Raw genomic sequence first — 22,795 nt, 5'->3', positions numbered from 1 at the left:
TGGCATCACATCTGATCGTTGTAGGCCTACGTCATGGCCGAACCGTCTCGCTCCGCGCCCCCTGCCCTAGAGGGTTCTGACCGTCTGACTGGTGCGTCCGGTCATCCACTTCATTCGCGGGACGCGTCAGTCCAACTCCGGTCTTGGGCTTCTTGTTACCAGCCGCGTCCTGGGAGAATACATTCGAAGGATCGGCATCGGTCTTGGCCGGATATTTTGTTGCACCGGATTCCCGATGGTTTTCATTGCCAGACATTTTAGATCCTCCCACGTGACCGCATCGCCGCCATACTCACCCGCACGCGTGGGTTGGCGCATGCTACGCCGTCGTTCCTTCCGCCCTTGTGGCGCTTTCTGACTGGCCTTTGCATCCGCTTCAGGTTTCTTGCCGGCACGCTCATCAGCGTTTTCGTTGTCGGATTTGTCAGTCAACCTCGCTGTCCCCACGGCCCGTAGACCGCACCTCACTTATTCTCCAAGCCATTGTCACCGTCCGGAACAAAGATTCCGCTGGGAGATTGACGGTCATCGTCCTCATCAACGAAGGAACCCATTCATGAAGAACAATCTCCGCTTGGCGTCCCTGTCGATCGCCACAGCAATGGCCTTTACGCTGCCTGCGCTGGCCGCAGAAACAGCTCAGGATTTTGTGACCAAGGCAGCGATCGGCGGCATGTTCGAGGTGCAATCGAGCAAGGTCGCCCAGAACAAGCTCCAGGATCAGAGCCTCAAGGATTTTGCTCAAAAGATGATCTCCGAGCACGGTGCCGCCAACGCCAAACTCGAGAGCATTGCCGGTGAGCAAAAGTTGCAGGTCCCGTCGAACCTGGATTCCCCCCATAAGGCTGATGTCGACAAGCTGCAGTCGGCCTCGGCGCCCCTCGATGCACCCTATGTGGATATGCAGAAGGCGGCCCATGCCGACGCTGTTAGCCTGTTTCAGGGCTACGCCAAGGACGGTGACAACGCCGCTCTGAAATCGTTCGCAGCCGACACCTTGCCGACGCTAAAGATGCATCAGGAAATGATCGACAAGGTCGGGGCTTCGGCGCCGGCTTCCGACAACGCCACCCCAGCCGCCACCAACACAGATATCACCAATCCCGCAGCGCCGGTGCCGGGCGCCAACAGCTTCACTGAGGACCAGGCCAAGAGCGCCATTGAGAAGGCGGGGTACGCCGACGTCTCCGCGCTGACGAAGGACGAGAAGGGCATCTGGCGTGGAACCGCGAGCAAGGATGGCAAGTCAGTGCCCATCGCACTCGATTACCAAGGCAACGTGGTTGCTGGCAGCAACTGATCAGAAACCGAGGATTATTCCCATGAAAACTATAACTGGACTGTTCGACAATTATGACGATGCCACCGATGCCGTGGCGGAGCTTGAGGCCACGGGTGTGCCCCGCTCGGACATCAGCATCGTAGCCAACAACTCGACGGGCTGGCACAAGGGTGAAACTTCCGAAGCTGGTGAAGACGCCGCGACAGGAGCAGGCGTTGGCGCCGTAGTTGGCGGTGCCGGCGGACTTCTTACGGGGTTGGGCCTGATGGCCATTCCTGGCGTCGGACCCGTGGTTGCCGCCGGATGGCTAGCTGCCACCGCGGTCGGCGCCGTGAGTGGTGCCCTCGTCGGCGGTGCTGCAGGCGGCATCATCGGCGCAATGACGCAATCCGGCGTGCCAGAGAACGATGCTCACGTCTACGCGGAAGGTGTCCGCCGTGGTGGAACGATGGTCACCGCCAAGGTCGAGGACAATCTTGTCCCGGACCTAGAACAGATCCTGAAGCGGTACAATTCGGTCGACATCGCCGGCCGGCGCAACGAATACGAAGCAGGCGGCTGGACAGGATTCGACCCTACGGCCGATGTCTACACGGGTGATGATCTGGAACCCTCTAGGGGAAGACGCAATAACTGAGCCTGAGCCCCCGAGGGCGGCGAACAGCCGCCCTCGATTTCCGCTGGGTGACGGCACCGCTGCGCGACGGAGCAACATCGGGTTCTTCAACGCGACCGGCGCGTGCGCAGGGCGGCTGCGGCAGCAGGCATATTGCGATGTAGGTCATGGTGGTCTCTCTGGATTTGACGGCTTTCGAAGGCCGGTTGCCAGCGGTCAGCACTGGCGCCGGGAAGTTCGAAACACAGCCAGAGACGGCCTTTACACCTTGCGGGCTATTGCATTCTTATTCATGGAAATCGTCAAGCGCACCCTTGCGAGGCATCACCCAACATCGTTAGCCTTGGTGACTTTGCGTATGAGCTGCTTATCCACCCAGTCCTGAATTGGCCGGTCGGGGTTGCGACTACGCCAAGTAACCACCGCACTCGGATTTGAACCTACTTGGAGCGCCAAATCTGTGAGCGACGGGAATTTCTGCTTAACCCCGTCGATTGTCACGGTAACCGGATTTGAAATCCCGCTCGGCATTGCCGCTACCCCTCCCTACTTCGACGGTTGAGGTGCAAGTTCAATGCCGACATTTCGCCGGCGCCGCCCTCCTGATGCCCCTGCCGGTTAGGCCCGGTGCTTATTGGCCCGCCCGCCCCAAGTGCCGGGCCGCTGCTTCCGATAAGTGCCTCAAGTTCACCAAGCGTAAATTCAATCAGGTATCGGTATTTTGAATCATCCGAGTAAATGCCCTCGGCTTCAATCGATATAACCGGGCCGCCTGTTCCAGATTTGACATCGCCATCAATCAGCGATCGATGGAAGATGGTTCGAGAAGTTCCTTCCCGTTTGGCAGGCCTGACCAGCATCCGCATTGCTTTACCCCGTTATCTGCTCTGTGCGCCGGGCGAAGCCAGCGATCATTCCGGCAAAGCCTGCCGCTCCTTCACGGCAGCGGCAGGCGCTAGTTGGCTCCGGGCGTTTGGAGACCCGGCGCAGAACCTTTAAAGTGCGCTATTGTTCCACCTGTTCCGGCGCATCAGACCTTTGCGCCATGGTCTAAGACCTTTGCCCTAGATGCCTGGGTAAGAAGCCTCGCCAGCGCGCGTTTCCGCTGGCCGCTGTCCTGCACCCCCGCCATTCCTGCCAAGCGCGCTCTGCCGCTGCCCTGTGGCCGGGCGGCCCTCGAATCTGCCGGCGTCGAGGTCATCGCCGAGAATTGGGGCTGCGCCGGGGTGATGCTGCGGAAGGCTTGACGCTGCGCGTTCCCTGGGGAACATCCCTGTTCCAACGACGTTCGGCTGGATGGCTTTCGTTACGGGGTTTGCATCTGCAATGGTCGTTCTGTTTGTCGTGCTGCTTTTCACCCATGCAGCGCGAGACCTCCAGAGTTCGCCGATCTACCATCGGTTGTGTCGCCGATTGCGCAGAGTGCGCTAGCGCGATTTGACCGCGCAGAAAGCCCGCTGCCAGGGCACGGCAACGGTTGGGGGGACAGGCATCCGGCCGGCATTTGAACGATGGGCGAATGAACGATGGGCGAATATTTTTGTTCCCGCCCCCCGATCGCTAAAAATAGCGATCTCCAAGGCTAGCAGGGGCGCCTCGTTGCCCCTCAGATGTTCCTCTCGATATGAGCCTCGATCGGATTTGGGCGCCGTAGCTCAAATCTTTTAGCTGCCATAAAGGTCAGCACGATAGCGGCAGCCATCGATGCAATGACGGTGGTGGTAAGGGCTAGACTTCTCACCATCTTCACTACCGCCTCTTCACCTTCGGCGTGATCTCCTCGACCCGCACCTACTTGCGCGATCACACCATAGGCTAACGCGATCCCGCAGTTCACAATACACTACAAGCGGTTCACCCTTGGGATGTAGCCGCTCCCATCAGGAGGTCCGTCGCGTGGGGGCACGCGGCGGACTGCTGGTGGCTGGCGGCGCTGGCGTGAGGTTGCGGAAGAAAACGGGTTCGACGGCGTGTCATCCACCCTCTTGAACGCGCCGCTCGATCCGCACTTGTTCGCCGATTGCCTTGGCCTTGGCCAGAGCCTCGTTTATGTCCGTCGTGGTCAGGACAATCCGCCAGTGCTGCGCCTGAAACACGCTCACTATGTAGGTTGTTGTCACCGGCTTGTCGGTCATTGTCGGCCGCCTGGTGATGAAACACCGCCATCGCGACGAATGGGCTGAGGAGGCTCAGGTTTTTCTTCTATTCCCTTCGTCGGGCGTAGATAGAAAAGTCCGAATGCCAACAGCAAATATCCAACCTGCAATATGATCAAAACGAGGAAGGTCCAGGCCAGCGCCGTCCAGAACGAACCCGTTGCCAGGTAAGTCCAGATCGCCACTACGGCCGACGTGCTGAACATCCCGACCAGGAACTTCGGAAACAACATGGCAGCCCCGCTTGCCGTTCCCCAACGGCTCCCTCTTCCAAAATCCCATTATTTTAGCAAGTGCGGAAGTAAAGGCCCGCCGCCTCATTTGCGAAGCGACGGGTCTTCACCCCAACCCCATGTCTGTCGATGCAATCGCGGTGCCAAACCTAATTGACCCGTTATGGCCCGCGTGGCGGACTTCGTGCGGCCAGTTTATTAGCGCTTACTAATTTAAGGAACGTCTCTTGCACGGTTCGGGAACGGACGGTGTCCCATTATAGAACACACTATATCGGCGTATATTCATAGGCGTAGGCAGCCCCGCCAGGGCGCGCGGGCCGCCCGTCCGCGCCTTCGCCCTTGTTATCGGGCTGGGAATCGGCGTTTGGCATGGCGATCCGGTTAAGACACCTATTCAACTTCGAGCGTGATCTGCTCGGCCGATTAAAAGACCGCGCCGCTGCGGGCAGGCGCGGGCTGATCGGGAGCCGGTGAAGATCCCGATCTTAAGGCACTGATGGGGTTAGCATCGCTTGCCGCAGCCAAAAATAGTTAGAGATTTTAATGTTCCGTCAAGCCGGCTTGGTTCGATCGAAAGTCGGTTTCCAGTCGCGGTTCCGCTCCCGCAGCTGGCTTTCGTAGTCGGGAATGACCGTGAAAAACACCGGGCGCCGATCGCGGCCGGCAGCCGTGCAATCCAAGCAGCCGAACAGCCGGACAAGATCCCAATGCATTGAACCATGATCAGGCCCGAGCCTGTCTATCAGCGTTTGAATGTCGAGCTTGGTGGATTTGCAGCACCATTGGATGCCCGCAATGGACATACATGGTTTCGCGGGCGGCAAGGGTGTCGGCGAGAGTCTTTTGGGGCATGGCGATCTCCGTTGAAGGGTCGCCGCAACGGGAGGATTATATTCCTGATTTCGATGGCGATGTAAACAGAGCCTCCACCAGCGCGCTTCCCTGCCGGCAACTGTTTATTCAGATATTCTAATTTAGCATGGCCGCGTCGCTGGTTCCTGTTCGAGTAAGAGCGACACTTGTCTTAGGAAAGCCCGGAGCTCCCCCGCCCCGGGCTTTTCTTATTTCTAACAGCCCCGCCATGGCGCCTGGGTAAGGTTGAGGAAGGCGTGCTTTACCCGCCTTGCGCGAACTGACTGATTAGTTCAGGCTTCCGCCGACGATATGGGGGGATATCGCGGATGGAGTTCATTCTACTCTGGTTTGGCTTTTCGATCGTCGTCGGAGTAGCCAACAAACGCGATCGCAGCGGCGCCGGCTGGTTCTTCCTGGCGCTTTTCATCTCGCCCTTACTAGCCGGGCTGCTGGTGCTTGCTCTCGGCGAGAGCAGGCCCGCGAACCAATATCAAGTCGTAGAGGTAGAACCTCGTTCCAAGACCTTTGGCCCAATCCTCGAAAAAAGCGTCCAGACTGCGCCGAGGTGGTGAAGGCAGACGCACGTATCTGCCGGTTCTGCCGGCATGAGTTTTGACGGAGGCGAAGTTGGCTGACTATAGGGAAATCTCCCAAGAGTACGCAAAGAGTGCGATTGGCGCTGCGATGCTGATAAATGCAGGCGCCTCCGTGGCCGTGCTCAGTCAGTTGGCAGAACTATACAAACTGGACTTGCTCAGCTCGGTTGTTTGGTCGGTGATGGGCTGGACGGCCGGCGTGGTTCTTGCCGCCATGGCTTGGCCAGCTGCATTCTTATCAGCCAGATTTGTTGACAAGAGCGAGAAGGAACGAGATCGAGAGGCAAGCCATATCCACAGGTCGAATTGTTGGATGTATGCCGGTATGGGCCTAGTGATGGCTTCCATGTCCTGCTTTGCTCTTGGTGCCGCCTACATGGCGGGCCAACACTCCTTTATCTCCGAACACGTCGTGCTGCCAAAGGCCGCCACACCCTGAACCCTTTCGTCTCGCTCTACATTGCCGCAATCAGCGCCTCGATGCTCGCTGGAGCCGTCTGGCGCTATAGGCAGCGCGACAAAATCGGCATGGCGGCTTGCCTGCTGATGGCTGGCATGGGCTCAGTGGCCCTACTGCTTCCTGTGAGGTTGCCACCACCCGGAGTGGGCGTGGCCTCCAAGCCACAGGGCCCCCGGACCTGCGCCAGCCATGTCAATAAAGCCGCGTCTCGCGGTCTTCCCTCACACCGGCCTCAACTTCCTCAAGAGTTTCAGACATGGCTCCATGCGCGAGCAGCATTTGTGCAAGCGTTGGCACGTTGGAGGTGTCTGGCCAGGCGTCGGGCTGCCACACCTTTCCCCTGATGAAGGCCTTTGGGCAATGACATAAAACCCTCTCGACCTGCACCAGAAGGATGAGTTCAGCCGTACGGCCATCCACTGCAAGTTCCTGCCCGAGAACTGCATCCTGCACTACCGCACCCTTTCCGCTAATCCGTAAAGTGTCGCGATGCCCAGGAATGATGAAGAGTGCTCCTACATTCGGATTTCCAAAGACGTTTTCAAAAGTGTCCATCCGCCTGTTTCCCGGGCGATCCGGAATTGCGAGAAGACGACTATGAAGAACGCGCACAAAACCGGGTGGATCACCTCGAGGCGTCATGTCCAGAATGCCATCGGGCCGGGCTGACGACATGATCACTAATGAGGAGGCGGCGATAAAGCGCCGCGACAGGTCATCAACATGGTCAATCACCTTGTTGTTGACCCAGTGACTCGGAGAAGGCGTCGTGCCTCGCAGATCATGGGACGTCTGCAAATGCCGATCCACGAGGCGGCCAAAAACCTTGGTCATGAGCGTTCAACCCTATCGTATGCCGAAGGAAAACCTCAGCGAGATTACAGCATGGATCTCGGCTTCCCACCAAATCGACCCTGACAAGTTCACGGTGGGTGCGCCCTCGCAGTTTGGCGACGGTGCGCCGCCGGAACCAAAGGCACAGCGAGTAGATTAAGTTTTCTCCTCCCGAAAATCCTGGTCTTTCCTTGGCGATTTCCAGGCGTCGCCTTCATAATTTCGCCGGCTCCATCGGGACACGCTCGCCGAGACATCGTTGTCGCTGACGATGTAGGTAACCACGTTCGATTGAAGGTCATAGTGCCGTCCAGTGCATCCTCCAGCAGGAGGCGTGAGTAGTCCCGCGCGGATAATATCAAGGATGCTTGTCGCAGAGTCAGGTCAGGAGGCGGTTCGCCACAAGCGAGTTTGCGAAGCTCCTTCAACTGGGGATCGGTGGCAGGGAACCCTTCATCGCCAACGACAGGAGCGATAAGATCCGCGAATTTCCGGCGCGGCAATCTTGGTTCGCGTTTTAAACCCAGCAACCAACCCAAGATGCCCACGGCACTCTCCGCTCAGATTGCAGCCTTTAGCAGGCGGCACAAACCTCGCCAGAGCGCGCTTCTGCTGCCTGCTGTCCTCGCTGCGGGAGCGCTCCGCGCGTCCTGGCGCTTCCCTGTGGCCCGGAGGAAGGGATTGTTTGACCTTGCACCGAGAAAGCGTGAGGCTCAGTAAACCCAGCGACGACGAGTGAAGCGATGCGAATTAGAGCCATGACCGAAAAGGACGTCCCTGCCGTATCGAAGCTGCTTGGCGAGTCCTGGCGCCGCACATATGGGCCTATCGCAGGCTGGGCGGAAACGGCCAAGATTTCGGACGTCCATCATGCCCCGCAACGGCTCGCGGAGGAACTGGCGGACACCAACAAGATGGCGTTCGTTGCGGAACGGCCGGATGGATCTCTCGCCGGCTATGCGATGGCCGAAATGGATGCGGAAGGCGACGTCACGCTCGACCGTCTGCACATCGAAATGAGTGAATTCGGGTCCGGGTTGGCGGCCGACATCCTTCACGCCGTCCTTGCGGCCCATGTCGGCGTCCCGAGCATCGCGCTAGAAGTGCTTGAGGGCAACGATCGGGCGCTCGCCTTCTACCATAAGCACGGTTTTGAAATTGTCGATCGGAAACCAGCGTCCTATGGCGCGGAAGGACGCATGTCGATCATCATGCGCAAGCTGTTGCCTCGCTCGTGACATCTCACTTTAAGGGAATGGCCGCGAGATGGGTGTCATTAGCGCCAGAAAGCAAGCCCGCTGCCTCGGGGGGAGAGCAGCGGGCCAACGCCGAGCCGGAAAGGGCTTTGGGGGCAAATCCCGCGGATACAAACGGCGTGCCTGAAGATTTGTTCCCTGGCCAAAAAAAGCCCGCCACCGTGTGGGCCAAAGTGACGGGCTTCCTTGGTTACCAGCCGGGGACGTTATGCTGGCCGGGGACTAACTTGAGCAGAAAACATTAGTTGCACCTAAAAACAAAGAAGCCCGCCTGTAGGAAGGCGGGCAAGGTCTGGAGTGCGCTGGGAACAACCAGCATAGCGCCGAGCGGCGGATGGGGTCGGTCAGTCCGCCAAGCCAGCATCGTGATGAACGAGGGCGTCGAGGATCGCCTCATAGACGCTGCCGATATCTTCCTCCATCTCATCGCTGCTGATTCCTGCGGCCTTGGCATCCGCTAACAGCTTGTTAGTGAGATCGGCCACCGATATAGGATCGGCGCCCACGGTCTCCGGGACGTTGGACGAAATCCATTTGAGTCGGTGCCGCGTGTGCTCATCTCGCCATAAGCTGGCGAGTGGCATTAGGTTCCTTCCTCCCGAAAATCCTGCGGCGAGGCGTGCCGCAAATCTTCCTCGCCGCGCAAGTGCTTCACGCGGCCGATAATGCCCGGCTTGACCCATTGCGTCGCCGGTCGCTTCATGCCCTTCGGCGGCGGCCCCGCGTGTTCCTGGACAGGCTTCCACAAACGGTCGCGGATGGCGGCGCGCGAATTGATGAAAGCCGAGCCGACATATCTCCCGGTCTCACGGTCCGCCATCAGTGCAAAGGCTGGCTTGCCTGCTTCGCGCTCGGCGCCGAGCAATTCATATTCGTCGATCGAATAGCATTTGGCCTTCAGCCAGTTGGTCGACGGGCCGCTGCGATACCTACTGTCCTTGCGCTTCGACACCATGCCTTCAAGCCCCGCCTGGTCCAGCAGATGAAAGATGGCCTTGGCTTCGCCCGGCAGCGCTTCGCTGAATTGGATACGTCCGCCGGGCTCGATCATGCTGGCGAGGATCTCTCGCCGCTCCTCCAGCGCCATATCGCGCAGATCGTGGCCGTTGAGGTGCAGCAAATCGAAGGCGACGAAATAGAGGTCGTGCTGCCGGCGGGTGATGGCGCAGTTCGCCGAAGTCAGACAGGCCGGCATCGCTGAGCACGATGATCTCGGCTTCGACGATGGCGCTTTCGGCGCCAAGGCTTGCCGCCTCCTTGACCAGGTCGCGATACTTGGCAGTCCAGTCGCGCCCGTTGCGCGTGTAGATCCGCGTGCCGTCGTCGTCGACGATCATCTGCGAGCGGTAACCGTCGAACTTGACCTCATGAATCCAACCGTCGCACTTGGGAGGCTTCTCAACCAAGGTCGGCATCAACGGCTCGACCAAACGCATGAACTGACTCGCGAAACCGCGATTCAATAGCTTTAACTAAGATGGTTCCAAAACCGGAAACCGGGGCTGCAACCAAGAGGCCGGCCGGGGCGTTGCGCATCAACAAAAGCGCGACGAGGAAACAATGATGACGGAAACTTCAAATATCGGCCCGCCCATCGAAGAGCAGCGCTGCGCAGCCATGTCTGTAAAATCTCCCCCGACCGACCCACGGCCAACCCTCCTCACCGCCCCCATCGAGCTTGCCGGCGACTGGGGCCGCATGCTCGAGGGCGCGGCTGATCAGGTCGTCGAGCGAATGCGGCATGCATGCCTTGACGGCGTCCGCCTGCTCTCCGACCGCCAGCCGACGCAGCTGCGTGTCGAGGAGCACACTTCCGGCACGCCGGCCGTCTGGCTGCATCCGGACGGCAGCAGCATGGCCTGGATCATTGTCGATATCGGTGAGCGCGACTGGTCGAAGCTTGCCTACCAGTTCGGCCACGAACTCGGCCATGTGTTTGCCAACAGCTGGCAGCCGGATGCCAAGCCGGCGCCGCCCTGCCAGTGGCTCGAGGAAGCGATGGTTGAAGCATTCTCCCTGCGTGGCCTCGGACGCCTCGCGAAGGACTGGAAGGCGAACCCGCCGTTCGCCGGCGACAACGCTTTCGGCGATGCCATTGCCAAGTATCGCGAGAACATCATCCGAGGCTATACCGCGCTCGCCGACAGTCAGGGACTCACCCGCGACGCCGCGGCGTGGTTCGGCGACCATCGCGGCGAGATCGAGACGCCCGCGCTCAATCCATTCGCTCAGGCGATGTCGCTGACCATCCTCGCCGAATACGACCGCGCGCCGCACTGCGTCGAGGCGCTGGGAGCACTCAACCGCTGGCCCGGCCGCACCGGTCTGCCGATCGACGAGTATCTCGGGCTATGGGAAAAGAGCTGTGCCGAATTGCAGGCCTCACCGCACCTGCCGCAGTGCTTGCGCGACCTGCTACACGTTCCGCCTTGGGCCAAGTAGGGACTATCTTATCCTTGTCCTTCGTGGTCAGGAGCGCGCCAATGCGGCTTCTCGAATCCGGGACTCAAGATGCTGTCGTGGCAAACTTCAAGACGTGGCTTGGGATTTACAGGCAAAAGGGCCGGCGCGACGACGCCGACCCTCGCTCTATTTGCGCTTGGGTTAAACAAGAGGGCGCACGGCCATTCTGCGCCGAACAATCTGAAAACACAACTTCTGCGCCTTTCCGCATGCAGTCGTGGCGGACTTCAAGATACGTGGATCGGGGCTTGACCGGCGATAGGCACCCCTGCTTTAGAGGCCAAAATAAGAAAAGCCCGAGCGGCGGGGGAGCCTGCGGGCTTTTCGTTGTGGAAGTCGTCGCCCTGCGACAGGCCAAACACTACATAAAGTCGAATTTTCTCTTCTGAGGAGATCGGTGACAAGGTGAGGATCGAGGAAATCACGCCGAAGCCGGGTTGGTGGACTGACTGGGACCGCGCTTCGGCGCGTGAGGAACGGAACATTAGCGGCCTCTAATGGTTATTGGTCGTCAGGGGCAAACCAATACCCCAAGAGTCCCCTGATCCCTAGGGACGGCCCCGCCGCTGCCGTGAATGGAGCGGCGGGTTCGTTGGCTCCCTGTAAGACTATATAAAATAACGCTAAATTAATCCGTATGGTACGCTTTCTGCTGAGCCTCGTACGTGCTGACACATCGTTCCGATCAAGGCGCGGCTTTTCGGGGCGAAAACGATGCCTTTCTTGCAGTGTGGGGCGCCAGACTCGGCAATCCAGTTCGCGGATCATCTGGCAAAGCCGACTTTTGCATCGCGCGCGATGGCCACTTCCGGCCGAGCCTTCGGACAGCCCTGCGCGTCAACGAAAGTAAGGCCGTGCTTTGCGATCGCGCTCCTTGCTGCATTCTCTCCCAGGATTCGCAAGCAGCCTGCAAAAACCGCAGATGGTGGCTCTCAAGCTGATATCCGCTGGTAATTTCGTCCCACCATCTCTGGAGGCCGCCGACAGATGAGCAGGTGCGGCCGGTGCCTTGACGGAAACGGAGGAGCCAACGTCGGCTGGCGACTGGGTGACGATGGCAAGCTGTGCCGAAGATTTCGGACCACGAGCGCCCATTGTCAGAGCCTCCCACGCGCGCACGGGATGAACGGGAGAACGAGAACACGTGCGGAGACTTATGGGAGCCGGTCCGTGGAAGTGGCGGCCTGGGTCGATACCTCCCCCGGGGGGTTGCATTGCTACTGCTGTGACTAACGCGTTATTCAGGATTCGGAGCGCCGCATTGCCGAGCCGTTTAGGAAAGCCTCACTGACGCGACGGATTGAGCGTTGCCAAGCGCTGTTTGGCTTCGGCAACCCGCTGTTGCTTGCGGTTGCGGCTTCCGGCCTCATCAACCGCGCCCACCTCCAACATCAGCCCAACCGTCACGTGATCGACGGGGAGCTGCAGAACCGATGCCGCCTGTATCTTCGCGCTCTTTCAGCCGTGCCTGACACTCACGACCAAGCCGGCGGGACGCCCGCGACGGCGATGGGTCGATGCCTTTTCGGGTGGCGAGTCCATTTCCGTCAGCCGGGCGGCCAGATTTGACGGAACCAAAGCGGCCAATGGAGGTTGGTTCATCGAAGGGACCTCGTACCGAAAGGATCGGAACGATGGTCGACGTGCTTGATTGGCGAAGGCTCGCTTGCGTGTGAAGCGTGCCGAGACCTCTCTCAACCGTGCCAACGAATTGTTGGACGACGACAACCCCGGCGTTTGTATCTGCCCTGGCCCTTTGCGGCCGGATCAAATCCGAGCAAAATGATCGTAACTTTCAACGTCGCGAATTTCACGACCAGCAGCTTGTTTCGCGAAGCCCGGCTCGCCATGCTCACCCACCGTGCCACCCACCACATCGACATTTCCGATGCGGCTGCTTCGAAGCTTGAGGAGGCGGTGGCCGAATTTGCCGAGGCCAGTCGTCAATGCTTTACCGACGAGATGATTGCATCTCCGACCGCCTTCCATCATTTGGAATCTGGGCATATTCTCGGCATGTGACGCTGGCCGCCTTAGGAAGAGACTTCGCATCAGCCCGCTGGCCCTCCAGGCTGCCCCCGCAATTCTGGCAAGCGCGGTCGGTGCCGGTCATGATGCGCCACGACATCGAGAACGCTGCCGATCTCTTCGAACAGTCGATAGGCTCGGCCATAGTTGGCGTCGTTGTTGTCGAGGCTGGCACGCTCGCCGCCAAGCCCGTCCAGCCAGTCCTGCCAGTAGTTCAGCGCTCGGCCATCGCCAGCATGGCGCTGACGCTGGTCGAGTGCAGCCCGTTCCTTGCCCTTCGTAGAAGTGGCTCTACTCTCAGGGTGAATTTCGCAGCGGGTTTTCAGCGGCCGGGACGTATCCCGGCTTGTCTGAACAACGTCCCGGTTACGGGAGCGTTCCGATTTCACGTGCCGGGCAACATCCGCTGTAAATTCCAGCAGACTTCCGCCAGATTCCTGATTGAGATACGAGCTCGAACATCTTGGTAGGCTAAAGGAGCAAGTGGTGTTTGATCATTGGAAAAAGTGAGGAAGGTCCAGGCCAGGGCCTTCCAGAACGAAGCCGTTGCTAGGTTAAGTCCAGATCGCCACCACGGCCGACGAGGTGAACATCCCAACTAGGAACTGCGCAAAAAACATGGCCTAATCCCGCTTTTCCGTTCCCCAACGGCTCCCCCTGCAGCAAGTGCCCGATGTAAGGCCCGCCGCCCCATTTGCGAAGCGACGGGACCTTCCCCACCCCACACATGCCAAATGCAATTGCGGTGCCAGAGACCTTCTGACCCGTTACACCTTGCAGGGTTACCCCGCCGAGTGCATGCTCTATCGCTATGTCCCACCCGCAGTTCCTCGACCATCGATTGGAATGCCCCTACTGTCTCACAATAAGGCTCAGAATCCCGCACGACGCTCGCCCGGAGACGCCAATCGTTTGCGCTGATTGCGGAGAGTACCTCGGCACGTGGGATGAACTGCAGACCGACTTCGAGAAGCAAGGCGGTCAAACCGGCGTCTTCCGCCTCGATAAGGGCCGTATCAAGCGAATCGATTAGTCGAGGATCCGCTGATACCTGCCTTGGGTTAGTGTGAAAGCCCGCGCCGCTTGCGGGCAAACGCGGGCCGATCAGGTGATGCGTTCCCCGATCTACGGCAAGGTGATGGAGGGCACCACCTGCCGCCATGGCACAATTAGAGATTGCTAATGTTCCGTCAAGCCGCCTACGGGGCAATGCTACGGGTGAGACGCTTCAAAGTTTCTTTTGTGTTTCTGAGGAATTAGACCACCTAGGCAACATGCTGGATCTCCCCTAACTCATAGGGGATGAAAAACAACCGCCTATCATACGCTGTCTATAGGCCGCCAATCCTCGGCTTTCCGTTCCTGGCTGTCATCCTGGCGGTGGATGGGACAGCCACAGCAAGACCGTTTGACACGGCCAACGATGCCGCCGCCTTCAACAGGCTGATGGCTGAGATTGAGCACCCTGGTAAGATCAAGAATTGACGAATCCTCACCGCGAGCTGTAGGCCGGTCCTCGACGGCCCTTCGGCCATTGATTCAAGAATACCAGCGCCTCCCGCACCGAGTTGATGTCGTGTGTCAAGTCATTGCCATGACCGCTCTTTCGTTTGAGGCTGTCGGACGTCATTTGACCATCCTCGCCATCTGCGAGGACCGGGGCTCATCGAGCCCCGGCCTCATTCGCGACCGTCACTTGCTGCCGTTGATTGCAATGCGCTTGGCGTTTGCCTGCGCCTTTTTGGTCTTCGGCAGTGTCACGGTGAGCACACCGTTCTTGAACGTGGCCGCCACCTTGTCGTCTTCGACCTCACGGCCGAGACTGAATCGCCGCTCAAAGCGCCCATAATAGCGTTCGCTGAACTGGCGATCCTTATCCTCGGTCTCTGCTTTCTTCTCGCCGCGAAGCGTCAGAACACCATCATCCAGCATGACCTCGACTTCGCTTTCATCTAGCCCCGGGATTTCGGCCGTCACCCCGGTTTCCGAGAACTCCACGCTTGGCCAGGTACCGTTGAGAGGGGCCACGCGGCCCAGAACCGAAGGCGTGTCAAAACCGCGGAACACCTCGTCGAATAGCCGGTTGACGTTGCGGTGCAACGACAGGAACGGATCCATGTCGTAAATGCTCGGTGCCTGGCTGCCGGCACGGCTCCAGGGAATCAGGTCACGTACGCTCATTTGTCCTTCTCCTTTCCGTTTTGTGGGTCGCCCCGGCCCCCACGGCAGGACGGGTGTCCGCTGGAGGCCGACCGCCAAATGAGGCCGCCGCGCTGTCAATGCGCTTGGAGGCCGCCTCCTTACCGGTATCGACAGTAATCGCGATCCGGCGCGGCTTCATCTCCTCGGGAATTTCCTTCTTGAGGTCGATGATAAGCAGACCGTTTTCGAGCTTTGCCCCGACAATGGTCACATGATCGGCGAGCTCGAAGCGGCGCGCGAACAACCTCAGCGCCAGGCCATGATGAAGGTACTGAACCCCGTCATTCTCTGTCTTGGCGCCCTCGATCACGAGCAAATTTGGCTCATGCGTGATCGTAAGCTCGTCTTCACCGAAACCCGCGACCGCGAGGACAATGCGGTAGGTGTCTTCGCCGCGCTTGGCGATATCGTAAGGCGGCCAGGTATCCGCGTTCTGCGGGGGGCTGGCGTTTAGAGCAGGTTGAAGATGCGGTCAAAGCCGATGCTCGACCGATAGAAGGGGGAAAAGTCCAGTTCGTTCTCATAACTACATCCTCCTTGGAGCAACATAGATACGAGGGAACGCCAAGAAGCCTGGCGCTCCCTGACACATCGGCCCCTTGCGCGGCGACCGACGAAGATGAGTTGGGGATCGATTTCCGCAGCGTCAAGAGCGAACTGCTAAAAGCAGTTTCGCGACCGCCTTCCGACCGCTTTCCAATGGCTGGTGGCGAGCGCTCGATCGAATGCCCATCTACTTCACGGGGTATCTGGAACGGAGGACGAGGGAGGACGAGGATGACTATGACACGCCAAAGACGTCGTCTCGGTCGTCGGATCCATAGACGACGTGACGATTGCGGAGATCATCGCGTCAGGTGCATCGCTCGACCGCATACACGGTGATGTTTTCTGGCCGCGTGGAATCTTACCGACGGCAAGGGCCCGCCTGGAAACGGGGAGTTCGGCAGGCTAAGGGGCGCGCATCGATGAGACAGCGTGGCGATTGTCCTGGAGTAGCTGCCCTTGGCCTTGCCGTATCCGGCCGGCTAGTGTCCGGCGAGTAGATCAAGCCGACGTCGTTCCCGTCACATTTCTTGCAAAGCTTCGGATCGCCATCAGCCTGCCTCGCTAGAGGAGTGAAGGAGCCAACGGGCCTCGTGTGCTCATCCAGCGAAAAGTCAGATTAGGGGGGTTCGGTTCCGCCATCCGGATCGGCAACGGCCGCCTCATCGACTTCGACCTCCATTTGGTCGCTGATCGACTTGGGCTTGCCAGCGCCGGGGATCGGCACGCCGTCAAAGCCCTTGAGCCATGCATCGGCGAATTCGTTCCAGTAGTCAGGCACCGCGCGCTGTTTGGCATCCTTACGCGCCTGGGCGCCGTACATCCACGCGTAGGTGATGCGCTCCTGGTCCTTCTTAGCCACTGCCATTTTGCCACCTACCTTCCCAACGGCTGCTTGGAAAGTGAGACCAGCTCAACTTCATCTGTGATGCCGGCCATATAGTTCGCGATAATGCGGGAGGCGATTGCCTCGCGAGCGTCTCGCGACTGATTGTCTAGTTTCAGTTGTTCAAAAACGCGCCCAAGCAAGGCTAACTCGAATTCGTCGAAGATGCCGGCGTCAGTTGCCTTTCGTCGAATCGGCATGACCTTCCTCCCTGAAATCCTGCACCGAGGCGTGACGTAGCTTCGGCTCACCGCGCAGATGACGGACGCGGGCCGTAATGCCAGGCTTCACCCAATCGACGTCATCATCAGCGATCGCGGTCGGGACGACTCCATCAGGTTGCGCGGCACGATCGCGCTCGAGGCGCTGATTCCGACATATTTGGCGTCCTTGGCGAACAGCCCCTCGGTCTGCTTGCCGGCCTCCCGTTTGACACCGATCAGGTCGAGGTCATCGACATCCCAGCATTTGGTCTTGACCCAGGAATCGGATACGCCGCTGCGGTACGGGCTGCCGCGGCGCTTCGACACCATGCCTTCAAGCCCCATCTTGTCCACGGCGGCCAAGAACGCAGCGCCGTCGCCCTCGACGTGCTGACTGTACTGGATGATGCCATCGGCTGGCTTCACCAAATCCCACAGGATCGCCTTGCGCTCGATCGCCGACATGCCCCGCAGATCCTTCCCATCCTTGTGCAAGATGTCGAAGGCGACGAATGCCAGCAGCTCGGCGTTCCATGCCATGCGTGAATGCATCTGGTGGAAGTTCGGCCGGCCGTCGGGATCGGGCGCGATCATCTCGCCATCGATGATGAAAGACTTTGCCGGCAGCTTCTCGGCCGCGTTGACGACGGGCCAGTAGCGCTTCGACCAGTCGATGCCTGTCCTGGTGAAGGCGCGCACGCCAGCCCAATCGAGGATCAGCTGGGTGCGGAAGCCGTCATATTTGATTTCGTGCAACCAGTCGTCGCTGACCGGCGGCACTTCGACCAGGATCGGCTCCAGCGGTTTGATGAATTCCAGCCGCTCACGGTCGCTACGCATTGACTCACACGCTCCCCACTCGCCATTAAATAAGGATTAGCTAAAATAGTTCCGGGACTTTTACCGTGACCCATGGTTTGAGCGTTCGCAACTCGGGCCGCCGATCGTCGGTCGACGCCATGGCGATCAGCCAACGGATGATGGCATCCACTTCCACACCTGTCCGATATGCAGCCAGTGGGTCGACCGGCGCGATTTGAGGCAAGTCATCTGGCACGGTCAGCCTAGGCACGAGCCGCTGGAGATGGACGCCTAAAGCCGTCGTGTGCGGGCACGGCAGCGATATGGGCGGTGCAGGGTACCCAGCCAGGGAAGCGGGCCGCTCCATCCAAATCCCTTACCGATCGAGGTAAAGCTTTCTGGCTGCGGCGCTTTCCCTACAATCAGCTTCTCCAGCCAACACATCGCCGACAGGCGATTTGTTGACGCGACGCCTGAAACCCCAGGCGGGGTTTTCTTACTGGCAGGCGGGGTTTTCTCGCCGTCAGGCGAGCGTTCCTTGCCGGGAGCGACTTTGGGTTGCCGGTAGGCAAGCGTTCCTCTCTTACCCTCTCCAGTTCCAATAGCCTGATGTATTCTTTCTCAAAGGCCTCCTCGTTCTTCCGGTCCTCGCTCCGGAGATGGACGTACGGCAGCGCAAACGCCAAAATCACGATTACGACGATCTCGCCCGTCATGATCATGTGGCTGCTGCCGACAAGCCAACAAAAAACAGCAACCACGCCACCGGCTATAGCCGCCCCGGTCACACCAGCCCGGAACGGATCATATTTAGGCGGCGGAGCAACCGAATCTGCCTGTCGCCAGGCCTCGAAGCTAATGCGTGCAGCATCCAATCTGACAATTCCCGATATCGATTGCACTTTAGCAATTTCTAATGACACGGGCAAAGCGCGCGCCATCGTCCAAAAGGATCGATACTTGGCGTCGTTTCCTTGAAAGCGTCGCCGGTAAAAGCTCGGTGCCCGTCTGGTAGTTCAGTGTCAACACGCGGCTTGTGCTCATATCGCCACAAGCTTGCTCGCCGGCTTAGGTTCCGGCCTCAGAAGGAAACAACTTGCCCTCCAGGGCCAAGGCGCGCGCCTCGGCAGCGTCCTCCTCCGTCAGGGTGATCTGTTCGGAGACTGACTTTTCGTCTTCAACCACGAACTCGGTCGGGGCGGTGTCGTGCATCATGCTGTGGGCTCGCATGGCGGCCTGTTTTGCGTCGTCGGCTTCCAGCTCGATGCTGGTGGTCACACGGTAAAAGGTCATTGTGCCTTCTCCTTCATGTGCGCAGGATGCGCTCCTGATCCTTCTTAGCAAGCTCTCGGAAATCCTGCACCGAAGCATGGCGCAGTTTCGACTCTCCGCGAAGATACCGGCACCCGCGCTTTCATGCCGGGTCGGACCCATAGGGGCTGTTCTTGCGCTTCGATGCCTTCGACGTGTTGGTTATACTGGATGATCCCGTCGGCAGGTTTCACCAGTCCCACAGGATCGCCTTGCGCTTGATCGCCGGCAAGCCCCGCAGATCCTGCCCATCCTTGTGCAGAATGTGGAAGGCGACGAAGGCGAGCCGTTCGGCGTTCCACGCCATGCGGGAGTGCATCTGTGGGAGTTGGGGCGGCCGTCCGCTTTGGGCGCGATCATCTCCCCGTCGATGAATGAGCGCTACCAACGTCACCCGCATTGCCACTGGCGAGGAAGCCGACGTGGGGCGTAGGACCTTGTGAAAATGCATCTTGACGGCCAGAAAATCCAAACCAATATTTTCGCTGGGCGGGCCGCTGCCGGCCCGCCGATCCTAACTCAATTGTTCGTTCAAATTGGAGGATCACATGAACGACCGGATGTTCGAACGCCCTGTTTTCGTCAAGAGCAGAGACAGCCTAATCCAAGAGATTGCGTGCTTAGAGGACGCCTTGGAATTTCTCTATGAATGGCCACAAAACCGACGGGGCACTATCTATGAGACCGCCCTCCGCGCCTGTCAGAGAGCATTTGACAACAGCTACCCACGGTCGGCCGCAAGGCAAGCTTTTTGCGGTTTCGCCAAGTCGGCCAAAATCCATGAGGACGTTACCGAAGCCTTGCCATGTATGGTCGGCAACCGCCGCCAAAGCGGCGGCGTCGCGGCCTAGAGTGTCGTGAATGAGGAGGTCACGATGCTTTCCCAACTCTTCGAAAAGCCAATCCGGATATTGGTTGGACTGGGCTTTCCCCGCCAGCTCCACACAGTCGCCGATGCCTATCAATTCGCGGTTGAGTGGTGTGGCAACAGCCCGGAACAGAAAGCCGCCATCCGCGCCTGCAAAGCCGCGTTGGTCGGGGACGTCGAGGCAGAAACTGCAAGAGGCGTTTTCCTGGCCTTCGCTCGCAAGAAGGACATTCTGCTCGAGGACGACGCAATGCCCCTGATTGCGGAAAAAGCGCGGTCGAGACACGTCTGAACGAGGAAAACGAGCGGCGGCCATGCGCCGCCGCTGCAACTCCGTTTGTTTGGGAAGATCTTGGCTGACGCTGGCGCGGCCTACCATCGAACCTAACGTTCACGAGAATTAACAATGGCAAAGCAACCACTCATTACATCGCCCTCTAATGAGATCAACTCCGCACCGTATGACAACGATTGCCAAGATGCCCTGGCGGCTCACTTGGACGATCTGCTTGATCAGGCAGAAACAGCAGGCTGGGAGCGAAAAACCGGGTAGCTTCGACGCTGATGTATCTGGCGGCCAAGAGGCTCAGGGCTCCTGAGACGTAACGCGAGCGAGGATGCGACATCAGCGCCTCCCGGACTAACCCATGACGAGCGCGAGCACGATCGCTGTCGAAACAACTTCCATGCACCCGCGTCACGGACGCGTAGGCAACGGGCCGAAAAACAAACTTTCCAGCGCAAAAAGAGGCCCGCCACCCCGGAAAGGTGACGGCCATCTTCAAAGCAACGAGGCCGACTGAGTTCAGTAGGGCGAATTGCACTGCTTCCGTGGCCCATAGTTTGGTTGGAAGGTGTTGTCAGACGCGCGATAACTGCGATAGCGGTCATAGCACCACTGCACATGGGCATCGTCACCGCGATAGACGCGGCGCGGATTGTTGACGATGGCGCCAGTGATCAGAGCGCCAGTTGCGAAGGCTGCCAGTGGGAACCAGAAGTCGCCGTGCCGGCGATAACCGCGACGATACTCACGATAACCGCGGTGACCGCGCCAGTACATGCCGTCTTCGCGGGCAAAACTGCGGTTGCGGGCAAAATTGCGTGTCCTCCACCGATCGTACTGCACAGTCTGGACAGCCGACGATAGGCCTTGCCCTTGCGGCACATAGGTTGGCTGTGCATTGGCCGGCACGATCTCCGCTGAGGCGAAAGACACTGACAGTGTGGCCGCCAGCATACCCGAAACGATCCTGTTCATGATCTTCTCCCAAGGATGGTTGACGTCCCTATGGCATCCAAACATCCCAAGATGAGTATAGTTCCCGATCGTGGATGAACGACTATCCGCTTATCCCGACCGACGTCGACAATTATCTCGTGGGGTGACTTCGCCGACTGAGATGACTTCGGAATCGCTGTCTTAGGGACGTTGTTGGCGATCCATTGCCAGGAAGTTGATGCCGTGTGTGCTCATAGGCTTAGCAACCTTCCGCTTTCAGGGACCGCACCATCTTTACAACAACCGGGTCATACGGGATTTTTTCCGACCTGCCGTAATTTATGGTGAAGAGCGCGGCACGGTCGTTGCAGACCGCGATAGCGCGGACATATCGAATCTGGCCATACTTGATGCCCGAGTAACTTGCCCACCGCGGGGTGACGCGCCTATAGGTCAGCTTCCACCCAGCCTTTTCGTCCTCGACCATGCGATGCTCGATCTCGGCGCGAAAACTGGCGTTGCCGAGTCTTGCCCCCCACACTGCAAGGAAGGCATCGTTTTCGCCCCGAAAAGCCGCGCCTTGGTCCGAACGCTGTGTCAGCACAAAACCCGGGGGTACATCGAATGTGAAGCCAAGCTGCCTGACACCGAACGGCTGCCAGGCTTGAGCCTGAAGAAGCGAGCTGCAAAATAGGACCGCTAGGAGGCTCAGCAAAAGCAAATCGGTGCCGCGTGTGCTCATCTCGCCATAAGTTGGCGAGTGGCACTAGGTTCCTTCCTCCGGATAATTATGTAGTGATGCGTGAGGTAGGTCCTCACCGCGCAGATTCTTACGCATCGTCGCAGGATAATTCCGTTCAAGCGGCTTCCTTGACTGCCGGAACCCCCGCCCTGACATAAGCGCTGCGCTTAGGTTCCATGCAATGGCTTGTCAATCTCGGCGCCTGACAAACGGCCGGACTATTTGGCGCCAGAATGCGACCTCAGCTAGGTCTGTCCAAAATACGCCTGGTACCAGTCCACAAACCGCCCTACCCCTTCGGTCACCGTCGTTACCGGGCGGTAGCCGACCGCCTGCTCCAGGGCCGATGTGTCGGCAAAGGTATCGGGCACATCGCCGGCCTGCAGCGGCAGCAGTTCGATGATGGCTTTCCTGCCAAGKGCGTTTTCCAGCGCCTCGACATAGGCCGTCAGCTTCACCGGTTTGTTGTTGCCGATGTTGAAGATGCGCCAGGGCGCGCTGCTCGTGGCCGGATCCGGACGGCTGGAGTCCCAGGCGGCATTGCGGGCAGCCGGGCTGTCGCTGGCCCGAACRACSCCTTCGGCGATATCATCGACATAGGTGAAGTCGCGCGTGTGGTTGCCGTTGTTGAACAGCTTGATCGGCTCGCCGGCAAGAATGCTTCTGGTGAACAGGAAAAGCGCCATGTCCGGGCGCCCCCAGGGACCATACACCGTAAAGAAGCGAAGCCCGGTCGTCGGCAGCCCGAACAAATGGCTGTAGCTATGCGCCATCAGCTCGTTGGCGCGCTTGGTCGCGGCGTAGAACTGCAGCGGATGGTCGGCCGGCCGATGCTCCGAAAACGGCATGTCGGTGTTGGCGCCGTAGACACTCGAGGTGCTGGCATAGGTCAGGTGCGCAACGGCRCTGCTGCGGCAGGCTTCGAGCATGTTGGTGTATGCGATGATGTTGCTTTCGACATAGGCATGCGGGTTTTCCAGGCTGTAGCGAACCCCGGCCTGGGCGGCGAGATGGATCACCCGGTCGAAGGCGTGGTCGGCAAAGCAGCCGTCGACCACGCCTTTGTCGGCAAGATTGCCGCGGATGAAATGATAGCCCGCATTGGTCTTGCGGCTCACCTCCTCCAGCAGCCGCAGCCTCGCCTCCTTGATCTGCGGATCGTAGTAGCTGTTGACGTTGTCGATGCCGACAACCTCGTCGCCGCGCTCCAGCAGACGCTTCGACACGTGATT

General features: G+C 59.2%; 25 protein-coding genes and 2 pseudogenes. 10 read left to right on the top strand and 17 right to left on the bottom strand.

What is annotated here, in order from left to right:
• Positions 1 to 556: 556 nt before the first annotated feature.
• On the top strand, positions 557 to 1,300 hold the full coding sequence (locus AC1D10_RS34835; RefSeq protein WP_477279749.1) for a DUF4142 domain-containing protein: 744 nt from the start codon (positions 557 to 559) through the stop codon (positions 1,298 to 1,300).
• A 22-nt stretch (positions 1,301 to 1,322) separates the two neighbouring features.
• Positions 1,323 to 1,919, top strand: coding sequence for a hypothetical protein (locus tag AC1D10_RS34830; RefSeq protein WP_477279747.1), 597 nt, complete (start codon positions 1,323 to 1,325; stop codon positions 1,917 to 1,919).
• Positions 1,920 to 2,434: 515 nt separating this feature from the next.
• Here the strand turns inward: AC1D10_RS34830 and AC1D10_RS34825 are convergent.
• The 3 genes from AC1D10_RS34825 to AC1D10_RS34815 all read right to left on the bottom strand — a co-directional run bounded on the left by AC1D10_RS34825 (position 2,435) and on the right by AC1D10_RS34815 (position 4,287).
• Complete coding sequence (locus AC1D10_RS34825; protein WP_477279745.1) at positions 2,435 to 2,764, bottom strand: hypothetical protein; 330 nt, start codon at positions 2,762 to 2,764, stop codon at positions 2,435 to 2,437.
• A gap of 1,107 nt (positions 2,765 to 3,871) precedes the next feature.
• Positions 3,872 to 4,033 (bottom strand): hypothetical protein, encoded by a 162-nt coding sequence (locus AC1D10_RS34820; RefSeq protein ID WP_477279743.1) that lies wholly within the window; start codon positions 4,031 to 4,033, stop codon positions 3,872 to 3,874.
• On the bottom strand, positions 4,030 to 4,287 hold the full coding sequence (locus AC1D10_RS34815) for a hypothetical protein (protein ID WP_477279741.1): 258 nt from the start codon (positions 4,285 to 4,287) through the stop codon (positions 4,030 to 4,032). Before AC1D10_RS34815 ends, AC1D10_RS34820 begins: the two co-directional genes overlap by 4 nt.
• Positions 4,288 to 5,471: 1,184 nt before the next feature.
• Here AC1D10_RS34815 and AC1D10_RS34810 point away from each other — a divergent pair.
• Together AC1D10_RS34810 and AC1D10_RS34805 are read left to right on the top strand one after the other, a co-directional pair.
• The gene (locus AC1D10_RS34810) at positions 5,472 to 5,717 is read left to right on the top strand and encodes a hypothetical protein (protein WP_477279739.1); all 246 of its coding nucleotides are present in this window, start codon (positions 5,472 to 5,474) and stop codon (positions 5,715 to 5,717) included.
• Positions 5,718 to 5,772: 55 nt separating this feature from the next.
• Positions 5,773 to 6,180: a hypothetical protein gene (locus AC1D10_RS34805; protein ID WP_477279737.1), complete on the top strand. Its 408-nt coding sequence runs from the start codon at positions 5,773 to 5,775 to the stop codon at positions 6,178 to 6,180.
• A 213-nt stretch (positions 6,181 to 6,393) separates the two neighbouring features.
• Here the strand turns inward: AC1D10_RS34805 and AC1D10_RS34800 are convergent, their stop codons facing one another.
• Positions 6,394 to 7,035: an MSMEG_1061 family FMN-dependent PPOX-type flavoprotein gene (locus tag AC1D10_RS34800; RefSeq protein WP_477279735.1), complete on the bottom strand. Its 642-nt coding sequence runs from the start codon at positions 7,033 to 7,035 to the stop codon at positions 6,394 to 6,396.
• A 758-nt stretch (positions 7,036 to 7,793) separates the two neighbouring features.
• Here AC1D10_RS34800 and AC1D10_RS34795 point away from each other — a divergent pair.
• Positions 7,794 to 8,273 carry a GNAT family N-acetyltransferase gene (locus tag AC1D10_RS34795; protein ID WP_477279733.1) on the top strand — a complete coding sequence of 160 codons (480 nt, stop codon included), beginning with the start codon at positions 7,794 to 7,796 and terminating at the stop codon, positions 8,271 to 8,273.
• 362 nt (positions 8,274 to 8,635) lie between these two features.
• On the opposite strand, the gene AC1D10_RS34790 is transcribed toward AC1D10_RS34795, so the two are convergent.
• Both AC1D10_RS34790 and AC1D10_RS34785 read right to left on the bottom strand, forming a co-directional pair.
• Positions 8,636 to 8,875: a DUF768 domain-containing protein gene (locus tag AC1D10_RS34790; RefSeq protein WP_477279731.1), complete on the bottom strand. Its 240-nt coding sequence runs from the start codon at positions 8,873 to 8,875 to the stop codon at positions 8,636 to 8,638.
• A pseudogene (locus AC1D10_RS34785) lies at positions 8,875 to 9,727 on the bottom strand (ATP-dependent DNA ligase). The gene AC1D10_RS34790 and the pseudogene AC1D10_RS34785 overlap by 1 nt, the downstream one beginning before the upstream one ends.
• A gap of 124 nt (positions 9,728 to 9,851) precedes the next feature.
• Between AC1D10_RS34785 and AC1D10_RS34780 the strand changes: the two are divergent.
• Positions 9,852 to 10,733: a hypothetical protein gene (locus tag AC1D10_RS34780; RefSeq protein WP_477279729.1), complete on the top strand. Its 882-nt coding sequence runs from the start codon at positions 9,852 to 9,854 to the stop codon at positions 10,731 to 10,733.
• A gap of 248 nt (positions 10,734 to 10,981) precedes the next feature.
• On the opposite strand, the gene AC1D10_RS34775 is transcribed toward AC1D10_RS34780, so the two are convergent.
• Positions 10,982 to 11,239, bottom strand: coding sequence for a hypothetical protein (locus AC1D10_RS34775; protein ID WP_477279727.1), 258 nt, complete (start codon positions 11,237 to 11,239; stop codon positions 10,982 to 10,984).
• A 1,297-nt stretch (positions 11,240 to 12,536) separates the two neighbouring features.
• On the opposite strand from AC1D10_RS34775, the gene AC1D10_RS34770 reads away from it, so the two are divergent.
• Together AC1D10_RS34770 and AC1D10_RS34765 are read left to right on the top strand one after the other, a co-directional pair.
• Positions 12,537 to 12,776, top strand: a complete 240-nt coding sequence (locus AC1D10_RS34770) for a hypothetical protein (protein ID WP_477279725.1) — start codon at positions 12,537 to 12,539, stop codon at positions 12,774 to 12,776.
• Between the two features lie 89 nt (positions 12,777 to 12,865).
• A complete protein-coding gene (locus AC1D10_RS34765; protein ID WP_477279723.1) occupies positions 12,866 to 13,252 on the top strand; it encodes a hypothetical protein in 387 nt (128 codons plus the stop codon).
• Between the two features lie 1,222 nt (positions 13,253 to 14,474).
• On the opposite strand, the gene AC1D10_RS34760 is transcribed toward AC1D10_RS34765, so the two are convergent.
• The 7 genes and pseudogenes from AC1D10_RS34760 to AC1D10_RS34730 form a co-directional block, all read right to left on the bottom strand.
• Positions 14,475 to 14,963 carry an Hsp20/alpha crystallin family protein gene (locus AC1D10_RS34760; protein WP_477279721.1) on the bottom strand — a complete coding sequence of 163 codons (489 nt, stop codon included), beginning with the start codon at positions 14,961 to 14,963 and terminating at the stop codon, positions 14,475 to 14,477.
• A gap of 82 nt (positions 14,964 to 15,045) precedes the next feature.
• A pseudogene (locus tag AC1D10_RS34755) lies at positions 15,046 to 15,533 on the bottom strand (Hsp20 family protein); the annotation flags it as partial.
• Positions 15,534 to 16,149: 616 nt separating this feature from the next.
• Positions 16,150 to 16,398: a hypothetical protein gene (locus AC1D10_RS34750; protein WP_477279719.1), complete on the bottom strand. Its 249-nt coding sequence runs from the start codon at positions 16,396 to 16,398 to the stop codon at positions 16,150 to 16,152.
• Between the two features lie 8 nt (positions 16,399 to 16,406).
• On the bottom strand, positions 16,407 to 16,616 hold the full coding sequence (locus AC1D10_RS34745; protein WP_477279717.1) for a hypothetical protein: 210 nt from the start codon (positions 16,614 to 16,616) through the stop codon (positions 16,407 to 16,409).
• An 87-nt stretch (positions 16,617 to 16,703) separates the two neighbouring features.
• Positions 16,704 to 17,459: an ATP-dependent DNA ligase gene (locus AC1D10_RS34740; RefSeq protein ID WP_477279715.1), complete on the bottom strand. Its 756-nt coding sequence runs from the start codon at positions 17,457 to 17,459 to the stop codon at positions 16,704 to 16,706.
• A 383-nt stretch (positions 17,460 to 17,842) separates the two neighbouring features.
• Positions 17,843 to 18,295, bottom strand: a complete 453-nt coding sequence (locus tag AC1D10_RS34735) for a hypothetical protein (RefSeq protein ID WP_477279713.1) — start codon at positions 18,293 to 18,295, stop codon at positions 17,843 to 17,845.
• 193 nt (positions 18,296 to 18,488) lie between these two features.
• Positions 18,489 to 18,713: a hypothetical protein gene (locus AC1D10_RS34730; RefSeq protein WP_477279711.1), complete on the bottom strand. Its 225-nt coding sequence runs from the start codon at positions 18,711 to 18,713 to the stop codon at positions 18,489 to 18,491.
• 566 nt (positions 18,714 to 19,279) lie between these two features.
• Between AC1D10_RS34730 and AC1D10_RS34725 the strand changes: the two genes are divergently transcribed.
• Positions 19,280 to 19,582, top strand: a complete 303-nt coding sequence (locus tag AC1D10_RS34725) for a DUF982 domain-containing protein (RefSeq protein ID WP_477279709.1) — start codon at positions 19,280 to 19,282, stop codon at positions 19,580 to 19,582.
• 24 nt (positions 19,583 to 19,606) lie between these two features.
• Positions 19,607 to 19,891, top strand: a complete 285-nt coding sequence (locus tag AC1D10_RS34720) for a DUF982 domain-containing protein (protein WP_477279708.1) — start codon at positions 19,607 to 19,609, stop codon at positions 19,889 to 19,891.
• Between the two features lie 513 nt (positions 19,892 to 20,404).
• Here the strand turns inward: AC1D10_RS34720 and AC1D10_RS34715 are convergent.
• The 3 genes from AC1D10_RS34715 to AC1D10_RS34705 form a co-directional block, all read right to left on the bottom strand.
• The gene (locus AC1D10_RS34715) at positions 20,405 to 20,860 is read right to left on the bottom strand and encodes a BA14K family protein (protein WP_477279706.1); all 456 of its coding nucleotides are present in this window, start codon (positions 20,858 to 20,860) and stop codon (positions 20,405 to 20,407) included.
• A 220-nt stretch (positions 20,861 to 21,080) separates the two neighbouring features.
• Complete coding sequence (locus AC1D10_RS34710) at positions 21,081 to 21,563, bottom strand: hypothetical protein (RefSeq protein ID WP_477279704.1); 483 nt, start codon at positions 21,561 to 21,563, stop codon at positions 21,081 to 21,083.
• Positions 21,564 to 21,808: 245 nt separating this feature from the next.
• Positions 21,809 to 22,795 (bottom strand): NAD-dependent epimerase (locus AC1D10_RS34705; RefSeq protein ID WP_477279702.1); only part of this gene is annotated, 987 nt, incomplete at its 5' end.

It is taken from the genome of Mesorhizobium sp. P2_A8 (assembly GCF_056404935.1).
The sequence above is the reverse complement of the archived record's forward strand: the minus strand, read 5'-3'. Positions and strand labels throughout refer to the sequence as shown.

Bases quoted from the DNA above. Each gene is read 5' to 3' on its own strand.
- AC1D10_RS34835 (WP_477279749.1), top strand. From the start codon at position 557: ATGAAGAACAATCTCCGCTTGGCGTCCCTGTCGATCGCCACAGCAATG.
- AC1D10_RS34830 (WP_477279747.1), top strand. From the start codon at position 1,323: ATGAAAACTATAACTGGACTGTTCGACAATTATGACGATGCCACCGAT.
- AC1D10_RS34825 (WP_477279745.1), bottom strand. From the start codon at position 2,764: ATGCGGATGCTGGTCAGGCCTGCCAAACGGGAAGGAACTTCTCGAACC.
- AC1D10_RS34820 (WP_477279743.1), bottom strand. From the start codon at position 4,033: ATGACCGACAAGCCGGTGACAACAACCTACATAGTGAGCGTGTTTCAG.
- AC1D10_RS34815 (WP_477279741.1), bottom strand. From the start codon at position 4,287: ATGTTGTTTCCGAAGTTCCTGGTCGGGATGTTCAGCACGTCGGCCGTA.
- AC1D10_RS34810 (WP_477279739.1), top strand. From the start codon at position 5,472: ATGGAGTTCATTCTACTCTGGTTTGGCTTTTCGATCGTCGTCGGAGTA.
- AC1D10_RS34800 (WP_477279735.1), bottom strand. From the start codon at position 7,035: ATGACCAAGGTTTTTGGCCGCCTCGTGGATCGGCATTTGCAGACGTCC.
- AC1D10_RS34795 (WP_477279733.1), top strand. From the start codon at position 7,794: ATGACCGAAAAGGACGTCCCTGCCGTATCGAAGCTGCTTGGCGAGTCC.
- AC1D10_RS34790 (WP_477279731.1), bottom strand. From the start codon at position 8,875: ATGCCACTCGCCAGCTTATGGCGAGATGAGCACACGCGGCACCGACTC.
- AC1D10_RS34780 (WP_477279729.1), top strand. From the start codon at position 9,852: ATGATGACGGAAACTTCAAATATCGGCCCGCCCATCGAAGAGCAGCGC.
- AC1D10_RS34775 (WP_477279727.1), bottom strand. From the start codon at position 11,239: ATGTTCCGTTCCTCACGCGCCGAAGCGCGGTCCCAGTCAGTCCACCAA.
- AC1D10_RS34770 (WP_477279725.1), top strand. From the start codon at position 12,537: ATGATCGTAACTTTCAACGTCGCGAATTTCACGACCAGCAGCTTGTTT.
- AC1D10_RS34765 (WP_477279723.1), top strand. From the start codon at position 12,866: ATGATGCGCCACGACATCGAGAACGCTGCCGATCTCTTCGAACAGTCG.
- AC1D10_RS34760 (WP_477279721.1), bottom strand. From the start codon at position 14,963: ATGAGCGTACGTGACCTGATTCCCTGGAGCCGTGCCGGCAGCCAGGCA.
- AC1D10_RS34750 (WP_477279719.1), bottom strand. From the start codon at position 16,398: ATGGCAGTGGCTAAGAAGGACCAGGAGCGCATCACCTACGCGTGGATG.
- AC1D10_RS34745 (WP_477279717.1), bottom strand. From the start codon at position 16,616: ATGCCGATTCGACGAAAGGCAACTGACGCCGGCATCTTCGACGAATTC.
- AC1D10_RS34740 (WP_477279715.1), bottom strand. From the start codon at position 17,459: ATGCGTAGCGACCGTGAGCGGCTGGAATTCATCAAACCGCTGGAGCCG.
- AC1D10_RS34730 (WP_477279711.1), bottom strand. From the start codon at position 18,713: ATGACCTTTTACCGTGTGACCACCAGCATCGAGCTGGAAGCCGACGAC.
- AC1D10_RS34725 (WP_477279709.1), top strand. From the start codon at position 19,280: ATGAACGACCGGATGTTCGAACGCCCTGTTTTCGTCAAGAGCAGAGAC.
- AC1D10_RS34720 (WP_477279708.1), top strand. From the start codon at position 19,607: ATGCTTTCCCAACTCTTCGAAAAGCCAATCCGGATATTGGTTGGACTG.
- AC1D10_RS34715 (WP_477279706.1), bottom strand. From the start codon at position 20,860: ATGAACAGGATCGTTTCGGGTATGCTGGCGGCCACACTGTCAGTGTCT.
- AC1D10_RS34710 (WP_477279704.1), bottom strand. From the start codon at position 21,563: ATGAGCACACGCGGCACCGATTTGCTTTTGCTGAGCCTCCTAGCGGTC.